This window comes from Pedobacter sp., from assembly GCF_965279535.1.
Classification (GTDB): domain Bacteria; phylum Bacteroidota; class Bacteroidia; order Sphingobacteriales; family Sphingobacteriaceae; genus Pedobacter.
The window spans coordinates 4,833,901-4,856,293 of the sequence record NZ_OZ257244.1 but is presented as its reverse complement, the minus strand read 5'-3'; the positions used below and the strand labels follow the sequence as shown (position 1 = coordinate 4,856,293).

Sequence of the window (22,393 nt, the reverse complement as noted above, 5' to 3'; positions counted from 1 at the left end):
ATGGAGATAGAAGTAATCAGTTTTGGAAAAATCGCGGAATTCTTACCGCAACAAAAAATCAGCATTGTAAATATTAGCGATACTGATGAACTAAGGGTGTATTTAGAAAAAAATTTCCCGGATTTAGCCGGAACCAAATATAAACTGGCACTTAACAAAAATATTGTTCAGGTAAAAACAGAAATAAACAACAATGATGTTGTTGCCATTATGCCACCCTTTTCTGGAGGATAAATGACAATGAATTTGGAAAGATACAGCAGGCAGATTATCCTGAAAGGCTTCGGTGAAGTTGCACAGCAAAAGCTTGTTGCTGCAAAAGTATTGGTTATTGGTGCAGGAGGATTGGGTTGTCCGGCGCTTCAATATCTTGTGGCTATGGGCATTGGTACGATTGGCATTGTAGATGATGATACCGTTTCTCTTTCGAACCTTCATCGACAGGTTTTATATAACACCAATGATATTGGCAAAATGAAAGTGGCCGTAGCCGCTGAAAAGCTGAAAGCCATCAATCCGGATATTGATATAAATACCTACCCCATATGGATTGATCAGAACAACATCCTTCCGCTATTCAAACAATATGATTTTATCCTTGATGGAACAGATAATTTTGAATCCCGGTACCTGATTAATGATGCCTGCGTACTGTTAGAAAAACCTTTAATATTTGCCGCTGTGTCAGGATATGAAGGTCAGCTGGCTATTTTTAATGTAGCAGATGATCATCAAAACCACACCAACTACAGAGATCTTTTTCCGGTACCTCCAAATGCCGGGGAAATTCCCAATTGCGAAGAAAATGGCGTTTTAGGAGCCTTACCCGGAGTATTGGGTACAATGGCGGCGGCTGAAGCAATCAAGCTCATCACCAATATAGGCAAACCACTTATTAACACGTTATTACACTATAACTTATTAACACAAGAACAATATAAACTTCAAATCAGTCCGGCCAAAAACTATAAGTTGCCAACAGCTGAAATCGAATTTTTAAATATGAATTACCATAACAATTGCACACTACCAGAAGCCTACGAAGAAATTGATATGGCTAAGTTGTTAGTGTTAAAGGAAAGAGCATCAACACGCTTAATTGATGTTCGCGAACGACATGAAGTTCCCCAATTAGATCCCCAGGTTTTTTCACAGATTCCCATGTCTGAATTAGCGCATTTCCTCGAAAGCTATATTCAGGAAGAGCATATTGTCTTTTTGTGTCAACATGGCATCAGAAGTGTTGCTGCAGCAGAACGGCTGTCGGAAAAATATGGAAATGCAAAAAAAATATATAGCTTAAAAGGTGGAATTGCTAAATGGAGAAATCATTTTTAAACAGATAATATGAGTGATAAAAAAATAAAGAATATCTTTAGCAACGGAGCCATTTCGCCCCTATTCATCGCAGACAGCATTTCCAAGCACAGTACCAAAACCAATATTGGTGGTCACAGCATTTTCATGGGTCAGGTGAGGAAAGACGAAATTGATGGAAAATTCGTTTCGGCCATTGAATATACAGCATATGAAGCGCTTGCATTAAATAAAATGCATGAAATCAGGGAAGAGATTTTTAACAAATATCCTTTAAGCTGTATGCACATCCACCACAGTTTAGGCACCATAAGAGCCGGTGAAATCTGTCTTTTTGTATTTACCTCTTCTGCACACAGAAAACCGGCAATTGATGCCTGCAATGAAGTTGTAGAACGTATAAAGGCAGAACTACCCATTTGGGGCAAGGAATTATTCGAAGACGACACGCACCAGTGGAAAGAAAATATTTAAGTTTTAATCATGGTTAACATTACCAAAAAATCCAATTCACTCAGAATAGCGGTTGCAACTGCAACTGTAAAAGTTTCTAAACCAGAAACCATAGCGGCCATTGTACAAAGAAAAATACCAAAAGGTGATGTTTTCGAATTTGCCCGTGCAGCTGGTTTATTTGGTGTTAAACGCACCAGCGACATGATCCCCGACTGCCATCCTCTGCCGGTAGAATATACCGCTATCACATACGATATTCAGGATCTTAAAGTTATCATTAACGTTGAAGTGCATACCATTTATAAAACAGGTGTTGAGGTAGAGGCCATGCATGGCGCATCAGTTACCGCACTTACCATGTACGATATGCTTAAGCCTATTGATAAAGGTGTTGAAATAGAAAATATTCGATTGTTGGAAAAATCCGGAGGAAAATCAGACCTGAAAAACATGCAGTTTCCCGATATTAAAGCTGCAGTGATGGTTTGCTCTGATTCCGTTTTTGAGGGTCAGAATGAAGATCGATCTGGTAAAGTAATTGTTTCCAGGTTAGCTGATTTTAAAATTGACACCAGTCATTATGAAATTGTGCCCGATAGCATTGAATCTATCAGTAAAATGGCTAAAAGCGTGATTGCACAAGGGTTCGATATATTAATATTAACAGGCGGTACCGGACTTTCGCCTCGAGATGTTACCCCTGAAGCGATTGCACCGCTAATTGACCGCAACATTGATGGAATAATGGAATCTGTCAGACGGTATGGGCAGGACAGAATGCCTTATGCCATGCTTTCGAGAGGTATTGCAGGCTTTGCCGGCAAAACATTAATCTTAACCCTGCCAGGTTCAGTGCGTGGCGTAGAAGAAAGCATAGATGCCTTGTTTCCTCAGGTTTTACACCTTTTTAAAATCAATAAAGGACAGAAACATTAGGTTCTTCAGCACCCAAATCAAAAAATATCTCTACCTGAGCTTTTTGCTAAAATCGTGAAACAACTTTAAATCCTGTGCTGTTATAATAAACACATCAATATAATCAGATATGGAACAGATGAATGTTTCGGAAGAACAAAAAATTAGCTTTGATTTTAGCCCATCACCTTGCCCGGTTATTTTAGTCAGGTTATGTTCGTGAATTTCAGCCGCTTCTATTTCAAGAAGGATCAAAATTTGTAGCAGTACTAGGTCCGAATCTTGAATCCGGTATTGTTGGAACTGGCGATAGTGCTGAAGCAGCACTTCGTGATTGGAATATTAATATTAAAGAAAGACTGCGTAAGGCAGATGAAAACGATGCCGTTACCCAGTTTGTAATGGATACCATTCACACCCATAAAAAGGATACCTGGTAAATAAAGTCGTTACTTATTCTACTTCCTCAGCAACATAGCTTCTCCACAAGAGATAGCCTAATCTACCACAACGTTCTGCTACAAAATACTCAATATCAGCAGGTACATCATTTACAATGCGATAGCGTATTTTATATTTCGGTGTATAGCTAATGTAAACAACTAAATCTTCAGAAGAAAAACCCCTGCCAGAAAGCGCAGAAAAATGAGTGGTCTGCAATTCCCTTGCAGCCTTCTGTAATCTATCATTCATGACTTTCGCAAGAGAGCGTTGCGGCTTAAATTCAGTCTCAAAAATAGGCAATACGGTAACAGTCATAAGGCAAATTTATAATCATCACTGAGCTATGCAAGCAACTTTCTTTAACCAATTGAAAATGAGAAACAATAATTTTAAGTATCTTCAATTGAACGTTAAATGTAGGCGGCAAGCCACCCACCTGTAGTGTTAATTACAAGAAAAGCCAACGTCTGTCTCAATTAAAATACAAAGAGAAAGTTCCTCATCAATAAAGTACATAAGATGCTGAACCTGGTATAAAAAGATAGCACAGATTGCTAGAAAGATAAATCATGTTGCCTTCATAACTGTACAGGACAGCATTATAATCTAAAAAAAGTATGTTTGAGATGCATAGGACTATTTAGCCCAACCAATCTAACCAAATAACAGACTGAAAGCCTGTTGATCATGAACAACACATGATCAGCCATTTAGTAATTATATAAATGAAAAAGATTATCATCATTCTCCTCTTCAGTGTTGCTTATCCATTTTTATCCTTTGCCGATTTTGTTTTCAGCATGAATACAGATTTAGCAGTATCTATTGAAAGTAGTGAACAGGAAGTCGTTAGTACGGCATTTGAGATGCTTTCAAAAGATTACCAGGCAGTTTTTGGAGGCAAAATGACCAAAAGTGACCAGGCAAAGCTTTTTATCGGGACCTTAGGGAATGGCAGCCAGGCAGAGAAGATGATGGATAGCAAATCCATACAGCAACTGGCAACCCATAAAGAAGCCTATGTGATAAAAGTTATTGATGATAAACTGTATATTTTAGGGAGCGACAAACGCGGAACAGCCTATGGGATTTTAGAAATTTCCAGAAAAATTGGCGTATCTCCCTGGGAATGGTGGGCAGATGCTACAATCGAAAAAAGAAACTCCTTCCGTTTAAGCAATGGATTTAGTCAGTTCGAGTATCCTTCGGTAGCATACAGGGGCATTTTCCTCAATGATGAAGATTGGGGTATTACACCATGGAGTTATCTTACCAATGAACCGAGTAACATAAAAGGACAAATCGGTCCGAAAACACATGCCAGGATTTTTGAATTACTCCTGCGCTTAAGGGCCAATATGTTTTGGCCGGCCATGCACGAATGTTCTGTGGCTTTCTACCTCACCCCTGGTAATAAAGAAATGGCTGATAAATATGGCATTGTGCTGGGTTCGTCACATTGCGAACCCATGATGCGGAATGCCAATGCAGAATGGAAAATAGATGGTAAAGGTGAATACGACTATGTACACAATAAAGATAATGTGCTCAAGTTTTGGGAAAGCCGGGTACAACAACTTAAAAATTCCGATAATGTGTATACTTTGGGTATCCGGGGTGTTCATGACGGTAAAATGCAGGGCGCAAATACTTTAAAAGAGCAATACGATGCATTGACAGCAATTATTAAAGACCAGCGGGAGATGATTGCCAAAAATCTTAATCCCGATCTTGAAAAAGTACCGCAGGTTTTCATTCCTTATAAAGAAGTATTAGATGTTTATAACATGGGTCTTCAGGTTCCGGATGATGTGACCTTAATGTGGTGTGATGATAATTACGGTTACATCAGACATTTTCCGAACGAAAAGGAACGTTTGCGCAAGGGTGGAAATGGTGTATACTATCACATCTCCTATTGGGGACGACCGCATGATTACCTTTGGTTAAGCACTAACCATCCTGCACAGATTTATACACAAATGAAGCTGGCTTATGATAAAGGTGCTCAGGATATGTGGATATTGAATGTTGGTGATATCAAGCCCGGCGAATACCTCAGCGAACTTTTTCTTGATATGGCCTGGAATATCAACGGGATTGAAAACAACCAGCAAGGTCTTAACAAGCACCTTCAAAATTGGTTGAGTCGTGAATTCGGAAACGAAAATGCAGCTGCACTATGCGCAATCATGCAAGAATATTATCGATTGGCCTATATCCGGAAGCCCGAATTTATGGGGAACACCCGTACAGAAGAAAAGGATCCGAAATTTAAAATTGTTAGCGACATAGACTGGAACGAAGCAGAAATTAAACAACGCCTGACAGATTATGAAAAGATTGCGAACGCTGTAATCACACTTTCAAGGAAAATCCCTGCCACAAAACAAGATGCCTGGTTTGAACTGGTGGAGTACCCCGTTCGCGCTGCCGCAGAAATGAATAAAAAGCACCTGTATGCCCAGCTGGCCAGGCATGGTTTAACAGAATGGGCAGCTAGTGATGAAGCCTATCACAATATTGTATCGCTAACCCAAAAATACAATACGCTGGCCAGCGGCAAATGGAACAAGATGATGGATTACAAACCACGGCAACTGCCTGTTTTTGATAAGTTAGAACATAGGAAAACAGGTGACCCACTGCTTGAAAAACAGGCTCCCCTCCGCTTATTGAATGGGAAAGCATATACCATATACAAAGGTCAAAAACCTTTGGCTCACGGCCTTGGCTACCAGCAAGGTGCAATAGAAATCGCCAAAAACAGCACCGTTGAATACAATTTTAATGCTCCTGCCACTGATTCGCTCTGGATTGAACTTGCTTTAGCGCCAAATCACCCTGTAGATGGGAAACAACTGAGATACGAAATCTCGGTAGATGGAGGTGACAAACAAATTATTTCTTATAAAACACAGGACAGAGAAGAGGAATGGAAAAAGAATGTTTTAACCAATAGAGCCCTGAAGAAGACCAGGCATGTGCTGAAAAATTCTGAAAAAAACAATAATCACAATATTCAGGTTAAAGCCATTGATGAGGGAGTTGTGCTTGATCAGATTAGCATTTTTCTTAAATGATATTGAAATACTTCGTTACCGTTTCTCTCTAATTTTTATCATCACATTACCTTTTACATATAGAACTTGAAATGTAAAGCATTCAACCTAATCGTAACTGAAAAACGTTCAATAAAAAGCGAAACAATAATTTCTTAAAGCAATTTCTAATCTCTTTTTAATTCTACCGTAACATTAAAGTTAAAATCCTAAAAAGCAGCTCAAATTTGACTTAATAATGAGGCAAAAAGCGCTATATGCATCTCTAAAAGTATTGTTCACGCTATATTTGCAATACAAATGATGAAAGCGCTAAGAAATAACTTACTAAAACGAACATTCGGAATCGTATTGTTAACCATTTTTGCAATAAAAATGTGTGCATTTTCCATTTCATCATTTTCATGTACACAAAATGGCTCTGCCATTGAAAAAAATGCCTCTGAAAATAAAGAAAAAGAGGAAGAAGCCTTTGAGAAAAGCAAGAAAAAACTAATGCTTTATGAATCTCCTGTAATAGATCATGAACATCCACTCTGGACCAACCATTTACCAGTTCGAATACACGATTACCGAATGAGAATTGGCAACCCTCCTCCCAGAAATATTCCCACACCGCCTCCAGACTTTTCCTGCTAAATAAGATAGCATTTAATAGGGATCATTTTTTTTACACCTGAAAAATAAAATTCCCGCAATATTATTAGTCCTGTATTAAACGGGCTAAATGGCTCATGTCACATCATTAGTGGCATGGCTGCTTAAATTTTGCTAAAAATATTCATCTCCAAATAGAATTAAAATGAAGAATCCTCACGTTGCGGGTGCACCAACACCATGGCAAAGGTTAATACGTTTACTCCATTACGAACGTAAGACAATTAATTATATATACGTTTACGCCATGCTGATTGGCTTGATAGGGCTATCCTTACCCCTTGGTACCAGCGCCGTTTTCAATTTATTATCCAATGGTGCGATGTATAGTTCAACCTATATCCTCATTGCAGTCATCCTGATTGGCATTGTAGTGGGCGGGCTATTGCTAATCGGCCAATTTACACTGGTAGAATTTCTGGAACAGAAAATATTTACCAAAGCAGCCCTTGAATTTGCCTTTCGTTTACCGCGTATTAAAAAGAGGGCATTAGAAGGTGAAAATCCTTCAGAGTTAGTTAACAGGTTTTTCGATATTCTAACCATTCAAAAAGGATTAACCAAACTGTTGGTAGATATTGTTGCTGCAGCTGTTCAAATCTTTTTCAGTGTAATACTCCTGTCATTCTACCATCCGGTATTTATGGCTTTCGGGATGTTCGTATTAGTCGTAATTATTTTGATTCTCATATTGTATTTTCGTCAGGGTGTACAAACCAGTTTGGAAGAATCTGGCTATAAATATGAGGTTGTAGGTTATCTGGAAGAAATTGCTGCAGATTTGGATACTTATCGTCAAAGCAGTATTAAGAGAAAGGAAATTATTACCCGAACTGATGAAATTACTGCAAATTACATTCAGGCTCGAAACGACCATTTCAGTGTATTGAAAAAGTTCTTCCTGAGTGCTGTAGCCATGCGTACCATCCTCATGGGTGCATTATTGTTATTGGGTTCCTATTTTGTAGTAGAACGCCAAATGACATTCGGACAGTTTGTGGCAGCCGAGGTAATTATTGTGCAGATTAGCTATGCTATTGAAAAGTTAATGACTAATCTGAATACCGTATTTGATATGGTTACGGGAAGTGAAAAACTTGCTGTTGTTACCGACCTGGAGTTGGAGGAAGGAGAATTAAACCATGGGTAAGTCGAACAAGCACTTAAACCAGTTAAAAAACTGGGAAGAACTTTCTGTACATGCCAATAGCAAAATCCTCAATGCCAATGGTCCGATGATGCTAGGCAGGGTAAGCATCTTTCTGTTTATTTTCTTTGCCATCCTACTGTTTTTGCCCTACCGTCAAACCATCCCTGGAAGAGGTACTGTAACCGCTTTACGACCGGAAGACAGGCCTCAAACTGTGCAGAACCAAATTGGTGGCAGGATAGAGCACTGGGCTGTGCAAGAAGGACAGGAAGTAAAAAAAGGCGACACAATTTTAATCATTTCAGAAACCAGCCAATCTTATTTCGACCCGGAGTTGCCTACCCGTTTAAATGAGCAATTAAACGCCAAGCGCGGTAGTGAAACAGCAGCTGCTCAAAAGATAGACGCTACAAAAGCACAAATGAAAGCACTAACAGACGGTTTACACTTTCAAATGATGGCGGCCGAAAATAAAGTTAAACAGGCACAAAATTATGTAAGTATTGATAGTGCTGAGCTTTTGGCGGTTCAGAAACTATACGAAACAACTAAAGTGCGTTTAGATCGTTATGAAACTGGTTTCAAGAATGGCCTATTTTCCTTAACAGATATCGAAACCCGCCGGCTGAAACTTCAGGAAGATAATGCAAAAGTAATTAGCCAGCGAAATAAGCTGAATAACTCCCGACAGAATCTATTGAACAGTAGCATTGAGCTCGACAATATCAGGGCCAAATATGAAGAGTCGATATCTAAGGCACAATCAGATATGAGCTCGGCAATTTCCAGTAAGGCAACTGCCCAGGGCGACATTGCGAAATTAAGAAATGACATCTCCAACATCGCCATCAGGCGAAGCCTGTACGTAGTCCGCGCCCCTCAGGATGGATTTGTTGTAAAAACGCTCAAAGCCGGAATTGGAGAAAACATTAAAGAAGGCGAATCGGTAGCTACACTTCAGCCTAAAGCACCCTTAGTTGCAGCAGAATTATATGTAAGTGCCATGGATATTCCATTGATTTTAGACACGAGCGATGTTCGATTACAGTTTGAAGGTTGGCCATCTGTACAATTTTCTGGTTGGCCATCTGTTGCTGTGGGTACTTTTGCAGGCAAAGTTTCGTCTATTGATCGCGTAAGCAGCACCGGAGGTAAATACCGGTTACTGGTTAAACAAACCACCCCTGTTCCTGCTAAGGATGAACCCTGGCCAGCTCAATTGCGTCAGGGATCTGGTGTGTATGGTCGTATCATTTTAAGATCGGTACCACTTTGGTATGAAATCTGGCGACAGCTGAACGGCTTCCCTCCAAGTTTAGAGAAAGAACCCTCGGATTATGGTAAGGAGAAAAAATAAAGACTGGAGGTAAATAAATGAAAATATATTCAAAACCATTTTATCCCTTGCTCATGTTACTTTGCCTGCTTATTGGCCATCAGATAAGCTTCGCACAATCATTAAGAGCGAAAGCAGCTGATACTGCACAGGTATTTTCACTCGAAGATCTGCAAATGCTGGTTTTCAGGTATCATCCTGTTATTAAACAAGCTGCATTACTAAGTGAGTCGGCAAAGGCCAATGTAATGCAATCTCTAGGGTATTTCGACCCGGCATTAAAAGCAGGTTTTAGCCAAAAGCTGTTTGGAAATACCAATTACTACAACAAATGGAGCAATGAGCTTAAAATTCCGCTCTGGCTGGCAGGCGCAGATTTGAAAATAGGTTATGACCGAAATGTCGGCACATATGTAAATCCTGAAAGCCGAACCAATTCAAATGGCTTATCTGCTGTAGGCTTGAGTATTCCACTCGGACAAGGATTAATTATTGATGCCCGAAGAAGTACATTGAGGCAATCGAAAATAATGGTACAATATGCAGAAGCTGAACAGCTGAAACAGATTAACAGTGTTTGGTACGGTGTAGTAAAAGACTACTGGAACTGGTATTATGCCTACCAGCAGCATAAGCTCATAATTGAGGGGGTCGATTTGGCACAGCGCCGTTTTGAAGCACTTAGTGCACAAACTATGATTGGAGATAAGCCAGCGATAGATTCGGTAGAAGCTTATATTACAGTTCAGGAGCGGATTATCCAGAAAGAAAAAACAGCCATCGAATTGTTAAACGCAAGGTTAGTATTGTCTAATCACCTTTGGAATGAGGATGGATCTCCTCTTGAACTTCCTGAAGATGCTATCCCTCAACGCATAATAGAGAATATAAAACGACCTACGCCACAATTGCTGGACACACTGATTGGACAGGCAGACAGGCACCCCGAATTGTTAAAATTAAGCAGTAAAGCCAGTCAGCTGGCTGTTGAAAAATCTTACCGGCAAGAACAATTAAAACCAAAACTGAACCTGATGGGAACCCTCATATCGAACAGGACTAATTTTGATGGAAATGTTCCAGGCTATTATGACTTTAACTGGAGCAATTATAAACTGGGGGTAGAGTTTTCGTTTCCGCTTTTTTTAAGAGCTGAGCGCGGAAAGCTCCGTGAAGTTAAAATCAAACAACAAGAGCTAAACTATGACCTTCAACAATCTGGAAGAACAATCAGAAACGATATCACTTCCGCTTTCAATGATTTGTCGGCCTATGCTGCCCAGGTAAATGTTCAGACTAAAAGCATCGAAAATCAACAGATTCTTGTAGATGGAGAGAACCAGAAATTCAGTCTGGGAGAAAGTACTTTATTTTTGATTAACAGCAGAGAAACGAAATTGATTGACATGAAAATCAAACAGGAAAGCATGATAGCCGGATATGAAAAAACACTTGCAGAATTGTACTACAAAGCTGGTACGAGGCACTTGTAAGGAATTTTAAAGGCAGCAATCTTAATGCTTAAGAGCATAATCTTCTTCTCAGGATATTGGTTTTTAGGGTAGTGTTAAGTACTTCAGCACTACCCTCCTTAACCTTTTGGTCAAAAACAATGCGAAAGGATTTTGCGACTAACAACGATGTTTTCTATTTTTACATTACACATCAAACCCAATCTATTCCATATGAAAAGCCTGCAAGAATTTATAAAGTCACTACAGCAAAATCAGCCTGAAAAGGAACTGTCTGTGCAGTTGAAAGCGTTGTGGTATGATGGCAAAGGCGATTGGGATCAGGCACATCATCTGGTTGATCATTTGAATGATCGCTCCTCTGCACATGTTCATGCCTATCTGCACCGTAAAGAGGGAGATATCTGGAATGCAGATTATTGGTACAACAGAGCACAGGAAAGCCGACCAGGTATATCACTGAATGAAGAATGGGAACAATTGGTATTGAAGTTTTTATAGCGGCATCCCATTGGTAAATTGAAGCGTTTTAACCTAAAAGCGTATTGCCTAAACAGCAGAATAAGTACTGTCAATGATGAATGCCAGCGCCTCTTCAATTTCAGCCCGTCCTTCTACACTTTTTAAGTCTAAACCACAGAAAGTAAAATCATTGGTGCTGGCATAGATATCTAAATAATAAATCCCACCAACCAGCAGGGCTGAAACCGCACGAAAACGATTCGCTTTTTCGGCAAAAAACGGATCAGTGATGTTTTCAAATAAAACTGCCCCGTTCAACTCCCTTTCTTCAGCCACATTTTTTAAGGCTTTCCTGTTTTCTATTAAGCCCCATAACAGAATTTTTTGCAGTTCTTTATTCTTATACACATAATCGAACTGAGAAAGCAGCATCTTTTTAGTAAGCGCTTTACCCCCATCATCGATAACCGTATTGCTGTTTCCCTCTGCGGCATTGCTCCAAAAGTCTTTGGAACGTATGTATGCATCAATCAGCTGATCCCGCCCGCCAAAATAATTATACATCAGCTTTTTATCCAACCCGGCAACTTTTGCAATGTCGTTGACTTTTAGTCCTGAAAAGCCTTTTGTGTTTAATATCTTCCCAACAGCATCCAAAAATTTTTGCTTGCTCTTCTCCTTATTCCTTGATATTCCCTCAGAAGCTGCCTCTTTCATGCCAATAATATTTACGTTGTGAAAAATACACAATCCTTTTTAAATATTTTATCACCAATTGGTGATATATTGTATATTTGCAAAAACGAATCCTGGCGTAGATTTACTGATACGCATGTTTTTGTTGACTAATTAACCACTCAAACCCATGGCGCAAGGAAAATCATTAAGTGAATCAAGCTTAGAAGAACTTAAAACGAGGAAAAAAAATTTGCAACATGCAGCAATCGTTCTTGGTATGGCCATGTTCGTGTGCTGTATATCTTTGGTGTATTTTGCCATTCATACCCAAAACACCAGCTTGATTGCTGTTGCATTGGGATGCTCGGTAACCTTTTTGCCCATGTTAACCAGTTTGAGAAACATCAATACAGAAATAAAAGCCCGTATCGAAAAGTAAAACTCTCCCCATGTCACAAGATTGCCTGAATTGCACTTCTCCGCTAACCCATAATTTCTGCGCAAATTGTGGGCAAAAAGCGAGTACACATCGTTATTCCATTCAACATTTTCTGGCCCATGATCTCGTGCATGGTGTTTGGCATGTTGACAAAGGCATCTTATTTACCCTCATTGCCTTATTTACCCGCCCAGGCCACAGTGTTAGGGAGTTTATTCAAGGGAAAAGGGTTAACTACTTTAGTTTTATTACGCTCATCTTGCTTATTCTGACCGTAACAGGTCTGGTTGCGCCATATGCACATGGCAAAATATCGGATCTGTTACCTCAGGGAAGCAAAGCTATGATGAATGATGTAGAGAGGTTTATGAGCACCTACCCCAAATTGGTTTTAATCATAGCCATTCCCATCTATTCTTTTTTTAGCTTTATTTGGTTTAAAAAAGCGAAACTCAACTATTCAGAACATCTTGTAATCAACTCAAACCGTATTATAGCCGAATTAATTGTAGCCCTGTTGGTTACTATAACATCTGTATTCTGCAGGGATAAAAACGTACTTGTTTTTCTTTACCTTGTTGTTCCAGGGGTATTTGGTTTTCTTTACAGTATATGGTTTTATTTCCAGTTTTTCTCAGCTTTTGATTACAGTAAGAAAGCCCTTCTTTTTAGAAGCATTATGATACCAGCCTCCTATATGCTATTATCGTTCTTAATCGGCATGGTGATCGGAGTTATCAAGTTCCTTACCAAATAAAAAATGTTCAACATCTAGATAGGGTTTACCACAAAGTTGCAAACTGTGTAAAAAGGTCATATTAGCGAGGGAAGGTCATCCTCGAGCAAAATATATTAATTGTCTTTCCCGCGCAGGAAAGACAATTGGTATGGCTTTAAAATATCAATATTTTTATCGTTGTTCGATTTCTTTTAAGCTATCCATTTTCTTGTAAGCCAGGAAGCCCTTGATGTCTTCAAAGTGCTCACGAACACGCTTATTACCAAACTCGAATACTTTAGTTACCAACCCATCTAAGAAATCCCGATCATGTGACACTAAAATCAGTGTTCCATCAAAATCTCTTAAAGCATCTTTAATGATATCCTTGGTCTTCATGTCCAAATGATTGGTAGGCTCATCCAGGATTAAAACATTTACAGGCTCCAACAACAATTTAATCATGGCTAAACGGGTTTTTTCCCCGCCTGAAAGTACCTTAACTTTCTTAGTGGTATCATCGCCGCTAAACATAAAGGCACCCAAAAGATCTTTAATTTTAATTGTGCCATCGCTCAGTGGAATCTGATCAATGGTTTCGAATACCGTTAGGCTCTCATCAAGCAATGCAGCCTGATTTTGAGCAAAATATCCAATTTTTGCGTTGTGACCTACTTTTAAACCTCCTTCATAATCAATTTCGCCCATAATGGCTTTGATCATCGTAGATTTACCTTCACCGTTTTTACCTACAAAAGCAATTTTTTCTCCACGCTCAATAACCATTGATGCCTTTTCGAACACTACATGATCGCCATAAGTTTTGGTTAGCTCTTCTACCATCACAGGATACTGACCTGAACGGGGCGATGGCGGAAATTTCAGCCTTAATGCTGAGGTATCTACCTCATCGATCTCAATAATTTCAAGTTTTTCCAACATCTTCACACGCGACTGCACCTGTAAGGTTTTGGAATAAGTTCCCCTGAAACGATCTATAAACTCCTGGTTATCTGCTATAAAACGTTGCTGTTCTTCGTAGGCTTTCAGCTGATGTAAACGACGATCGGCACGCAACTGGAGGTAATGGCTGTATTTGGCTTTGTAATCATAAATTCTACCCAAGGTAACCTCAATGGTTCGGTTAGTAATGTTATCAACAAAAGCACGGTCGTGGGAGATAACCATAACCGCTTTGGCCGAGTTGATGAGGAAATCTTCCAGCCATTGAATACTTTCAATATCCATGTGGTTGGTTGGCTCATCAAGTAAAATCAGATCAGGTTTCTTTAATAAAATTTTAGCCAGCTCAATACGCATGCGCCATCCGCCCGAAAACTCGGAAGTTTGGCGAGAAAAGTCCTTGCGCTCAAAACCTAAGCCTTTTAATACCTTTTCCACCTCTGCGTCGTAATTGATCTCTTCGATCGAATAAAATTTCTCGCTCAGTTCTGATACGCGTTCAATGAGCTTCATGTAATCATCACTCTCGTAATCGGTGCGTATGGTAAGCTGCTCATTTAACTCATCCAGTTCTTTCTGCATTTGGTTTACTTCTTCAAAAGCTTTCATGGCTTCTTCAAAAACGGTTACCTTATCCTGAGTAAGCAAATGTTGTGGCAAATAGGCTATTACCGCATCCTTGGGGCCAGTCACATTACCAGAAGTTGGCTTGGCTACATCAGCAATAATCTTTAGGATGGTAGACTTTCCCGCACCATTTTTACCCATCAGGGCAATTTTATCATTCTCGTTTATGGAAAAGGTTACATCGCTGAACAGGGTGGTTCCGCCAAATGAAACGGAGATATTATTTACATTAATCACAGTATGGAATATTGATTTTTTGGCAAAGATAAGGGAAAGACATCGGATTTTGAGGAGAGAAATAAAAGGGTTTCAAATTGCTGCACTCCGGTGTAAAATCGATCACCTTTAAGATGGAGGTTAAACACCGGACATGGCTTGCTGATCTGGGCAGTATCAAACAATAACGTTCAAAATATGTTAAATAGCATATCCTTGTCGTATGAAATACCTGATTGCATTTCTTTTCGTATCTGCACTTTTTTCGTGCCAATCTAAAAAAGCGCAAAACTATCTCAGCTTACTCGATTCAACTGACAGAAAAATATTTCAGATCCTTATTGACAAACAGGTTGACGATAAACGTTTGGAGGCTTTGATTGCCGACAAACCCGATTTAGCGCTTAGACTCGCAAAGCAACAGTCTCAATCGTTAAAAAAAGAAATCGCAAAGGTAGAAAGCCTCAATATCGATCATCTACCCGATGCATTGCCTTTGAAAAAAAGTGTAAGGAATTATTACAATACGGTATTGCGGTTAAAGGAAGTAGACATTATGGAAGCCGAACTCTTGTCTGGAACGCAGAGTAAAGACACAATCAAAGCGAAAAAAGCACAAAGTGAATTGATCAATCTGGCCCGGAAACGATTAACAATACACACGGAACTGGGCAATCTCGAACAGCAGAGAAATCGCGCAAAAGTAAAATTTGAAGAAACCAACGGGCTTAAGGATTAATTGCAGTAAGCGACTTCTAATTTTTCATGATAAAAGGCAACCTGGAGACGAAGCCCCAGGCTGCTCAAAGTGTACGACTACGACTGTATGAGGCCAGTGGCAGCTAAACCAAATAAAGCACACTTTATGTTGTTTTTAACTGATTTCAAAATTCAAACTTATTTTTCCAATAGTGCGGCAACACACCAGAGATAGGGAGATTGTCCATGAGAATCACCCACATTCCGTGGTCTGTCATAATAATACTGTTTATCATTTTTCTTATTCGTTCCAACACATACTTCTGCAACATCGCCTTTCTCATTGATATAAGGTATCATGGCTAGCCAAGCCTTACGCGCAACTGGAGCATATTCCTTCACGTCCAACCAGCCATGCTTTACTCCTGTTATCATCGCATAAGTAAACATTGCTGATCCAGATGTCTCAGCCCAACATTCGGGTTCATCTATTAACTGGTTCCACATGCCATTAGCTGACTGATATTTTTTTAAGCTTTTCATCATGGTTTCATATCCTTTTAATATCCTTGCACGATATTCACTATCCTGAGGCAGAAGCCGTAAAAGTTCAGTCATCCCCGCCGCCATCCAGCCATTACCCCGGCCCCAGTAAAATGGCACATCCGGCGCATGGTAAAACAACCCGTTTGGTCGTTGCAGCTTATCCAGGTAAAGAACCATTTCCTTAGCTGCACGATCAATGTATTTACGGTCGCCTGTGACTTTGTATGCCTCTGATTGTACAATAGTAATCATGTACATATCATCAATCCAAAGACGGGTTTGCCAGGAATATCCATGGTCATCCCATTCTTTTTGTTGGGCATTGGCATTTTGTGGAACTGCCCATTGTGTATCAGCATAAGGCATTCCCAAATCTAAATACTGTTTATCTTTGGTAATCTGATATAATTTCAACGGAAGGCTTCCAAACATATTCAAATCAACATGATTCATGATCGGTAATAAGGCTTTCTCCCGGGCGGTTAGCTTCTCAAATCGAGCTTCTAAAAGAGATAGCAGTTTTTTATCTTTGGTTATAGCAGCGTATTGTAATGCCCCGTTCCAATTGAAAGTTTCCGGATAACTGATCCATTTTCCTGCATGAAGCATATGTTTACGATCTAAAAAACGATAAGCAAGACGCTTCCCCACTTCTTTAGGTTCTGCCCCTTTCGGAAAGTTTTTTAAAGCATTGCCCTGACCATAGGAAAACTGGCAGGAGATGATCATCATTAAAAGGCTAAATAATTTTTTACACATAGTTTATATTTGGTTAAATTTTATAGTTAGACAATTCCCTGAAGCCTGGATGAGCTTAATTAAAAAATCGCTCGCGCATAAAAATGTAATCAGAAACCACATTTAACATGGTCTGATAATAGGGATTTTTACCCCTCAACCCATCTGTATTAAAATGAATTACATGACCACTTCCCGATTCAATCTCTGAAACAAAAAATTTAAAATCGGGTGTACAAAGCCAGCTATGCTCGTTATGGTTATACGAATGAATATGGCATTCAGTGCAATAGACACCTGGAAGAGCCGATACATAACTTAAATGATAATCTACAGATAAGTTTAAGATACCATAACCAAAAAGATCTATCAGTACTTCTACTTTTTTTATCATTCTTTTGATCATTTTTGTTTAAACAGGCTACTAATAACCAGGATTCTGATCCAGCTTTGCAGCATTATTGCGTTCGATTTCAGATGCAGGAATCGGCCATAAGTTATAGGTGGGCAGAATATCGCTATAGTATGGATTGAATTTCTTCACCCGGTCGTAAACCAAACCCAATCTCATTAAGGTGATTCTTCTTTTTTCTTCTGAGCCCAGTTCGCGCATGCGTTCATCCAGAATGTAATCGATGTTTACATTTGCCGGCAACACTGCCGATGCGTTCGATCTGCTGCGTACTACATTTATATCGGTAGCAGCATTTCCCAACTGATTTAACCCTAAATAAGCTTCTGCCCGAAGGAGATAGGTTTCTGCAAGTCTGAACATATACTGATCAGCATAAGTACCTCCGGCACTTGCCTTAAGAAGAAGCTGCGATTTGTCCTGAAACATTCCATCTGGATGATCCCCTGGTGTGGTTACCTTTGATTGAAATGGATAAAAATCCCTTCTTGGAACGGTTATTCCCGCCGGGGGATTAATTGTTGATATGGTTTGACCAAAACGAGGATGTGCGGGATTAGTCACTTTAAATTCACGAACAAAATTAAAGGGTGCATTTCTTAGATCATTATTAAAATCACTTTGCCAGATTACATCTGAAAAATGCCTGGTAGGAATTGCCCAACCTATACCTCTGCCCCCTGTGTAATCACTGATAGGATACAGAAAAGGCTGAACACTGCTACCTGCAAGCCTGAAGTTTAAAAATTGTGGCGCAAAATGCCTTTCCATTTGATAAGAACCTGCTATCCCTGTAGATACCGTTCCCCCACCTGGCACATCGGTTTCAAACTGAATTACCCAAAGCGCCTCTTTATTCGTACCATTTTTCCTGTTCTGATTTCCTTTCTGGAAAAGGTCCCAATAAACATTTTTGCTGGCATCGGATACTTTCACGCCAAATCTTGTGGTCATTAATCCTACATTTGGATTACCAATTACCGCGGTGGCAGCATCTACTGCATTCTGAAACTGCCCGGCTGCAAGATAAACCTCTGATAACAGATGATAGGCGGCCAGGTTATTAATTTGTCCATCCTGAACCACGTTAATGGCTGGTAAATTTGCAGCTGCAAACTTTAAATCAACAATTACCTGGTCTAATACAGCAGCCTTTGAAGCCCTTACATAATCCGTTTTTGGGGATACAGCTTCCGTTAAACTCAGTGGCACACCACCATACAGATAAGCAAGTGTTCTGTAAGCCATACCTCTAAAAAACTTAGCCCTGGCCTCCATTAATGTTTTTTCGGCAGAAGTTAAGGATGAAGCCGGAAGCCGATCTATAATGGTATTGGATTCTGCAACAATTTTATATAAAGAAGTCCAGTGGATTAAGGGTATTTCGGTACTGAGCGGCGAATAGGCAGCAACCATATTGGTGTGCCTGGTGGCAGCGGGTTGCCCATCAAAAACGAGATCACAACCGAACACATAATCGAAGGGTCTTTGCTCTCCACTACTGTAAAATTCATTCCTCACTCGGCCATATAAATTATTAACGGAAGCCTCGAAATCTTTAACAGTGATATAAGCGTTATCAGTTGTTAAGAAATCTAAAGGTTCCTCATTCAAAAAAGACTTTTTGCAGGAGAAAGATAAAATCGTAATGGCAGCTATAATGGTTAAAGTTATTTTTTTCATCGCTTTTAGTTTAAAATGTAACATTAAGACCAACTGAATATCCTTTAAATACAGGCCTTCCATCATTGGTTAGTCCTTGGTTGGTTTCTGGATCCCAACCTTCCCAGTCTGTCCATGTGGCCAGGTTTCTACCACTCACAAACAGGTTTAAGTTTTGCAGTTTGAGGCGTTCAATTAGCTTTCCAGTGAATTTATAAGCGAGCGATACATCTTGTAATCGTACAAAACTGCGATTTTGATACAGCGAAGGATTTAAAGTTGCTGATACAAACGAGCGTGGATATTTACCATCAGGGTTATCAGGCGACCAAAAATCTATCCCACTCAAATAGTTGTTTCTAATGGAGTTGTCATCGCGGATGAGTCTGGGGGTATTTCCTGCCAGGTAAGATCTATTTCCACCCTGAACAGAATTTAAGAATATGCTGAGGGTGAAATTTTTATACTGAAAATTGTTCAGCAAGCTGATTCTGTAGGCAGGTGCCGATGAACCTAGCACCGCCCTGTCGCCGGCATTAATTAATCCATCTCCGTTTTGATCAACAATGCGATAAGTTCCTGCAGAATACCCCGAAGGAATCTTCTCTCCTATTTGCCATATCCCATCTACTTTATAATCATAGATTACAGCCGTTGATTCACCAATAAAAAGCCCGCTTTGCGGTAAGTCATCTTCTACCCCATCTCCGTTGAGATCTCCTAAAAGTTTAACGACTTTGTTAACATTTCTGGCAAAATTCAAGGTAGAAGTCCATTTGAAATTCGTGCCATTGATGTTTTTTGAGTTTAGAGAAAGTTCAATACCCTTGTTGTTTAATTGCCCGATATTAGTGAGGTAGTTATTAAAACCCGTTAACACCGGTATATTAACCGAATAGAGCAAATCTGTAGTTTTAGTATCATAATACTCAGCGACTCCGGATAACCTGTTTTTAAAAAGGGTAAATTCTACACCTAAATTTGCGCCTGTAGTTCGTTCCCATCTTAGATCTGGATTGGGTAATGAATTTACCTGCTGGCCAAGCTCGGTTGAACTGCCATCGCCATAAACATAGGCTGCATTTACGCCAACACTTGCCAGGGAAGAGTATCTGGAAGTCTGATTTCCGGCAACCCCGTAACCCAGTCTGAATTTTAAATTATCTATCCAGCTTACTTTAAAAAACGACTCTTTAGAAATATCCCAACCTACTGATAATGAAGGGAAAATACCGTATTTATTATTCTCTGCAAAACCAGAAAAACCATCTCTGCGTATGGTACCGGTAAATAAATATTTGCTATCGAAACTATAGTTCAATCGAAACATCTGATAATTCAAGGCTTCTTTAAATGCGTTTGAAATGGCAAATCTGTTGGTTCCCTGCTGTAAATTATCATAGCCAAGTGTTAACCGTGAAAAACCTGTCGAATAAGCTCTGGTGTAGCTATTCTCCCGTTCTATTGCGCCATATAGCAAGGTGCCTGTTAAATTGTGTTTACCTATAGTTTTGTTATAAGTTAAAAGATTGTCAAATGTATAATCGTAATAAGTGGTGTTTTCTTTAGAGGCCTGTCCGGTAAGGTTAGCATCATAAATATTGGAGATATTTTTGATATCGAGGCGGTAGTTATTGCCAAAGCTTATTTTGTAACTCAAACCCTTAACGGGCAGTTGTACATTGGCATAAATATTGGCAAAAAAGTAATTATGACGGTCGTAATCATTCGCCTCATAACTGAGCAAGGGATTAACTAAATTGGTATTAAAGGGGTTAATTTTCAGTCCCCCATTATTATCCCAGGGTAAAATGAGTGGCGACATGAGGTTGATATCATTAAAATTGGGTTCCACTCCATCTTCATTTACGAAAGTTCCAAAAGATTGCAGGCCAATGGTAAGCCAGTTGGTTGCTTTACTTTCAATGTTAGCCCGCAGCGTTTTTCGCTTAAATATGTCGTTGTTGATAAATCCTGAATTACGGGTCAAGCTTCCCGACAAGAGGTAATTGATTTTATCTGTACCGCCCGATACACTGAGTTGGTTATCTACTATGGCCCCTGTTTTTGTGGCTTCATCGTACCAGCTAAAATCATTTGGTAAGAGGTTTCCCTGATTATCCTTCATGGATGGATCTACTTTGCTGATCAGGTTAAATGCCGGATTGGGTTGGGTAAAATCGGGAGCAAGAAAGGCTTCATTATAGTACAAATATTTAATATGATCTAAATATTCATCTCTGGCCATTGGCTTTAAATCGATGTTTGGTTTTTGGGTGGCATATTGAGTAGAAAAAGAGATCCTGGTTCGGCCATTCGCTCCTTTTCTGCTGGTAATTAAAATAACACCGTTTGCTGCCTGCGCACCATAAACCGCCGTTGCACTGGCATCTTTTAATACATCTATCGAGGCTATATCGTCGGGGTTAATGGAAGTTAAAGAACCATTATATTGTACCCCATCTAAAATTATGAGTACGTTCTGATTTCCACCCAATGTATTTTGTCCCCTGATATTAATGGATGGTGTTGAACCCGCCCGGTTAACCTGGCCAACATTTAATCCCGGAACGGTTCCCTGTAAAAGGTTGGCTACGTTGGTAGTGGGTGCATTCCTAAAGTCATCTAAATTAGCCCTCACAACAGATCCTGTTACATCTGCCTTCTTTTGTGTGCCGTATCCTACAACCACAACCTCATCTAAATCGGATTGCGATGATTTAAGTATGATATCTATATTTTTTAGGTTGCCAACAAGTTTTTCCTGTATATCATAGCCGATATACGAAAAAGTAAGGATGGTTTGTTCATTTGGAACGGCTATCCTGTAAAGTCCGTTTTCATCAGTTACGGCAACAGTAGTTCCATTTTTTATTTTAACCGTTACGCCAGGTATCGGGCTTTTGTTTTTTTCATCTGTCACTTTACCGGTAATGGTAATGTCGATAAGATTGTGAATCAAAAGACTTTTTTTCAGCCCTTTGCTTTCCTTAATAAATGCGGCAGCAAGAGCTGGAAAAAAGAAGGCCGTTATAAGGACTTGCAAAAAGGTAATGTTTATAATTCTTTGGAGTAGAATTCTATATTTCATAGTTGGTTAGATTAGGATTTAGGATATTTCTTTATACAACTCTATATCAGGGGATTAAGAAAGCGTATAGGTTTGGCGGAGATGATGGCGGCCTGGCATAAAAGAAACAGCTTGATAAAGGACATTTTTGCATACAATTATCGGTTAACAACGTGGCTTTTTAAGACAACATTGTACATTGAAATATTTGGTTACTTGTTCTCAAAGTAAAAGAATGTAGCTCATAAAAAATGTTCATTCTTTTGTCGTTTTATATCATGTTTGGGGATAAATGCGCTCAGGAAGGAGCATAGTTTGTTATAACTTCCATCAGTCCCGGATACCCATAAAGAA

The 22,393-nt window shown here is 39.5% G+C and carries 20 protein-coding genes; 13 read left to right on the top strand and 7 right to left on the bottom strand.

Features of this window, described 5'->3' with window-relative positions; genetic code table 11:
• From ACQY77_RS20285 to moaCB, 4 genes are read left to right on the top strand one after another with little or no spacing between them, the layout of a single operon-like run.
• On the top strand, nt 1–234 hold the full coding sequence (locus ACQY77_RS20285) for a MoaD/ThiS family protein (protein WP_421940499.1): 234 nt from the start codon (nt 1–3) through the stop codon (nt 232–234).
• A gap of 6 nt (nt 235–240) precedes the next feature.
• On the top strand, nt 241–1,338 hold the full coding sequence (locus ACQY77_RS20280; RefSeq protein WP_421940500.1) for a ThiF family adenylyltransferase: 1,098 nt from the start codon (nt 241–243) through the stop codon (nt 1,336–1,338).
• 9 nt (nt 1,339–1,347) lie between these two features.
• The gene (locus ACQY77_RS20275; protein ID WP_421940501.1) at nt 1,348–1,791 is read left to right on the top strand and encodes a molybdenum cofactor biosynthesis protein MoaE; all 444 of its coding nucleotides are present in this window, start codon (nt 1,348–1,350) and stop codon (nt 1,789–1,791) included.
• Between the two features lie 9 nt (nt 1,792–1,800).
• Nucleotides 1,801–2,709: a bifunctional molybdenum cofactor biosynthesis protein MoaC/MoaB gene (gene moaCB / locus ACQY77_RS20270; protein ID WP_421940502.1), complete on the top strand. Its 909-nt coding sequence runs from the start codon at nt 1,801–1,803 to the stop codon at nt 2,707–2,709.
• 432 nt (nt 2,710–3,141) lie between these two features.
• On the opposite strand, the gene ACQY77_RS20265 is transcribed toward moaCB, so the two are convergent.
• Nucleotides 3,142–3,447, bottom strand: a complete 306-nt coding sequence (locus ACQY77_RS20265) for a hypothetical protein (protein WP_421940504.1) — start codon at nt 3,445–3,447, stop codon at nt 3,142–3,144.
• Between the two features lie 410 nt (nt 3,448–3,857).
• On the opposite strand from ACQY77_RS20265, the gene ACQY77_RS20260 reads away from it, so the two are divergent.
• The 6 genes from ACQY77_RS20260 (at nt 3,858) to ACQY77_RS20235 (ending at nt 11,310) form a co-directional block, all read left to right on the top strand.
• Nucleotides 3,858–6,215: a glycosyl hydrolase 115 family protein gene (locus ACQY77_RS20260; RefSeq protein ID WP_421940505.1), complete on the top strand. Its 2,358-nt coding sequence runs from the start codon at nt 3,858–3,860 to the stop codon at nt 6,213–6,215.
• Between the two features lie 279 nt (nt 6,216–6,494).
• Nucleotides 6,495–6,833 (top strand): hypothetical protein, encoded by a 339-nt coding sequence (locus ACQY77_RS20255; protein WP_421940506.1) that lies wholly within the window; start codon nt 6,495–6,497, stop codon nt 6,831–6,833.
• A 163-nt stretch (nt 6,834–6,996) separates the two neighbouring features.
• Nucleotides 6,997–8,001: an ABC transporter transmembrane domain-containing protein gene (locus tag ACQY77_RS20250; RefSeq protein ID WP_421940507.1), complete on the top strand. Its 1,005-nt coding sequence runs from the start codon at nt 6,997–6,999 to the stop codon at nt 7,999–8,001.
• Entirely contained in the window at nt 7,994–9,358 is a 1,365-nt protein-coding gene (locus ACQY77_RS20245; RefSeq protein WP_421940508.1) for an HlyD family secretion protein, read from the top strand. Before ACQY77_RS20250 ends, ACQY77_RS20245 begins: the two co-directional genes overlap by 8 nt.
• 17 nt (nt 9,359–9,375) lie before the next feature.
• Nucleotides 9,376–10,830 (top strand): TolC family protein, encoded by a 1,455-nt coding sequence (locus ACQY77_RS20240; RefSeq protein ID WP_421940509.1) that lies wholly within the window; start codon nt 9,376–9,378, stop codon nt 10,828–10,830.
• A gap of 192 nt (nt 10,831–11,022) precedes the next feature.
• Nucleotides 11,023–11,310: a hypothetical protein gene (locus ACQY77_RS20235; RefSeq protein WP_421940510.1), complete on the top strand. Its 288-nt coding sequence runs from the start codon at nt 11,023–11,025 to the stop codon at nt 11,308–11,310.
• 48 nt (nt 11,311–11,358) lie between these two features.
• Here ACQY77_RS20235 and ACQY77_RS20230 read toward each other — a convergent pair whose 3' ends face one another.
• Nucleotides 11,359–11,988, bottom strand: a complete 630-nt coding sequence (locus tag ACQY77_RS20230) for a TetR/AcrR family transcriptional regulator (RefSeq protein WP_421940511.1) — start codon at nt 11,986–11,988, stop codon at nt 11,359–11,361.
• A gap of 148 nt (nt 11,989–12,136) precedes the next feature.
• Between ACQY77_RS20230 and ACQY77_RS20225 the strand changes: the two genes are divergently transcribed.
• A complete protein-coding gene (locus ACQY77_RS20225) occupies nt 12,137–12,388 on the top strand; it encodes a hypothetical protein (protein WP_421940512.1) in 252 nt (83 codons plus the stop codon).
• A 10-nt stretch (nt 12,389–12,398) separates the two neighbouring features.
• Nucleotides 12,399–13,145 carry a DUF3667 domain-containing protein gene (locus tag ACQY77_RS20220; RefSeq protein WP_421940513.1) on the top strand — a complete coding sequence of 249 codons (747 nt, stop codon included), beginning with the start codon at nt 12,399–12,401 and terminating at the stop codon, nt 13,143–13,145.
• Between the two features lie 153 nt (nt 13,146–13,298).
• On the opposite strand, the gene ACQY77_RS20215 is transcribed toward ACQY77_RS20220, so the two are convergent.
• Entirely contained in the window at nt 13,299–14,933 is a 1,635-nt protein-coding gene (locus tag ACQY77_RS20215; protein ID WP_421940514.1) for an ABC-F family ATP-binding cassette domain-containing protein, read from the bottom strand.
• Between the two features lie 202 nt (nt 14,934–15,135).
• Here ACQY77_RS20215 and ACQY77_RS20210 point away from each other — a divergent pair, with 202 nt between their 5' ends.
• Entirely contained in the window at nt 15,136–15,651 is a 516-nt protein-coding gene (locus ACQY77_RS20210) for a hypothetical protein (protein WP_421940515.1), read from the top strand.
• Nucleotides 15,652–15,809: 158 nt separating this feature from the next.
• On the opposite strand, the gene ACQY77_RS20205 is transcribed toward ACQY77_RS20210, so the two are convergent.
• Genes ACQY77_RS20205 through ACQY77_RS20190 form a run of 4 tightly spaced genes read right to left on the bottom strand, consistent with a single transcriptional unit; the run spans nt 15,810 to nt 22,060 of the window.
• Entirely contained in the window at nt 15,810–16,916 is a 1,107-nt protein-coding gene (locus ACQY77_RS20205) for a glycoside hydrolase family 88/105 protein (RefSeq protein ID WP_421940516.1), read from the bottom strand.
• 55 nt (nt 16,917–16,971) lie between these two features.
• Nucleotides 16,972–17,289 carry a hypothetical protein gene (locus ACQY77_RS20200; RefSeq protein WP_421940517.1) on the bottom strand — a complete coding sequence of 106 codons (318 nt, stop codon included), beginning with the start codon at nt 17,287–17,289 and terminating at the stop codon, nt 16,972–16,974.
• A gap of 30 nt (nt 17,290–17,319) precedes the next feature.
• A complete protein-coding gene (locus ACQY77_RS20195) occupies nt 17,320–18,990 on the bottom strand; it encodes a RagB/SusD family nutrient uptake outer membrane protein (protein ID WP_421940518.1) in 1,671 nt (556 codons plus the stop codon).
• Between the two features lie 10 nt (nt 18,991–19,000).
• Nucleotides 19,001–22,060: a SusC/RagA family TonB-linked outer membrane protein gene (locus ACQY77_RS20190; RefSeq protein WP_421940519.1), complete on the bottom strand. Its 3,060-nt coding sequence runs from the start codon at nt 22,058–22,060 to the stop codon at nt 19,001–19,003.
• Between the last annotated feature and the right edge of the window lie 333 nt (nt 22,061–22,393).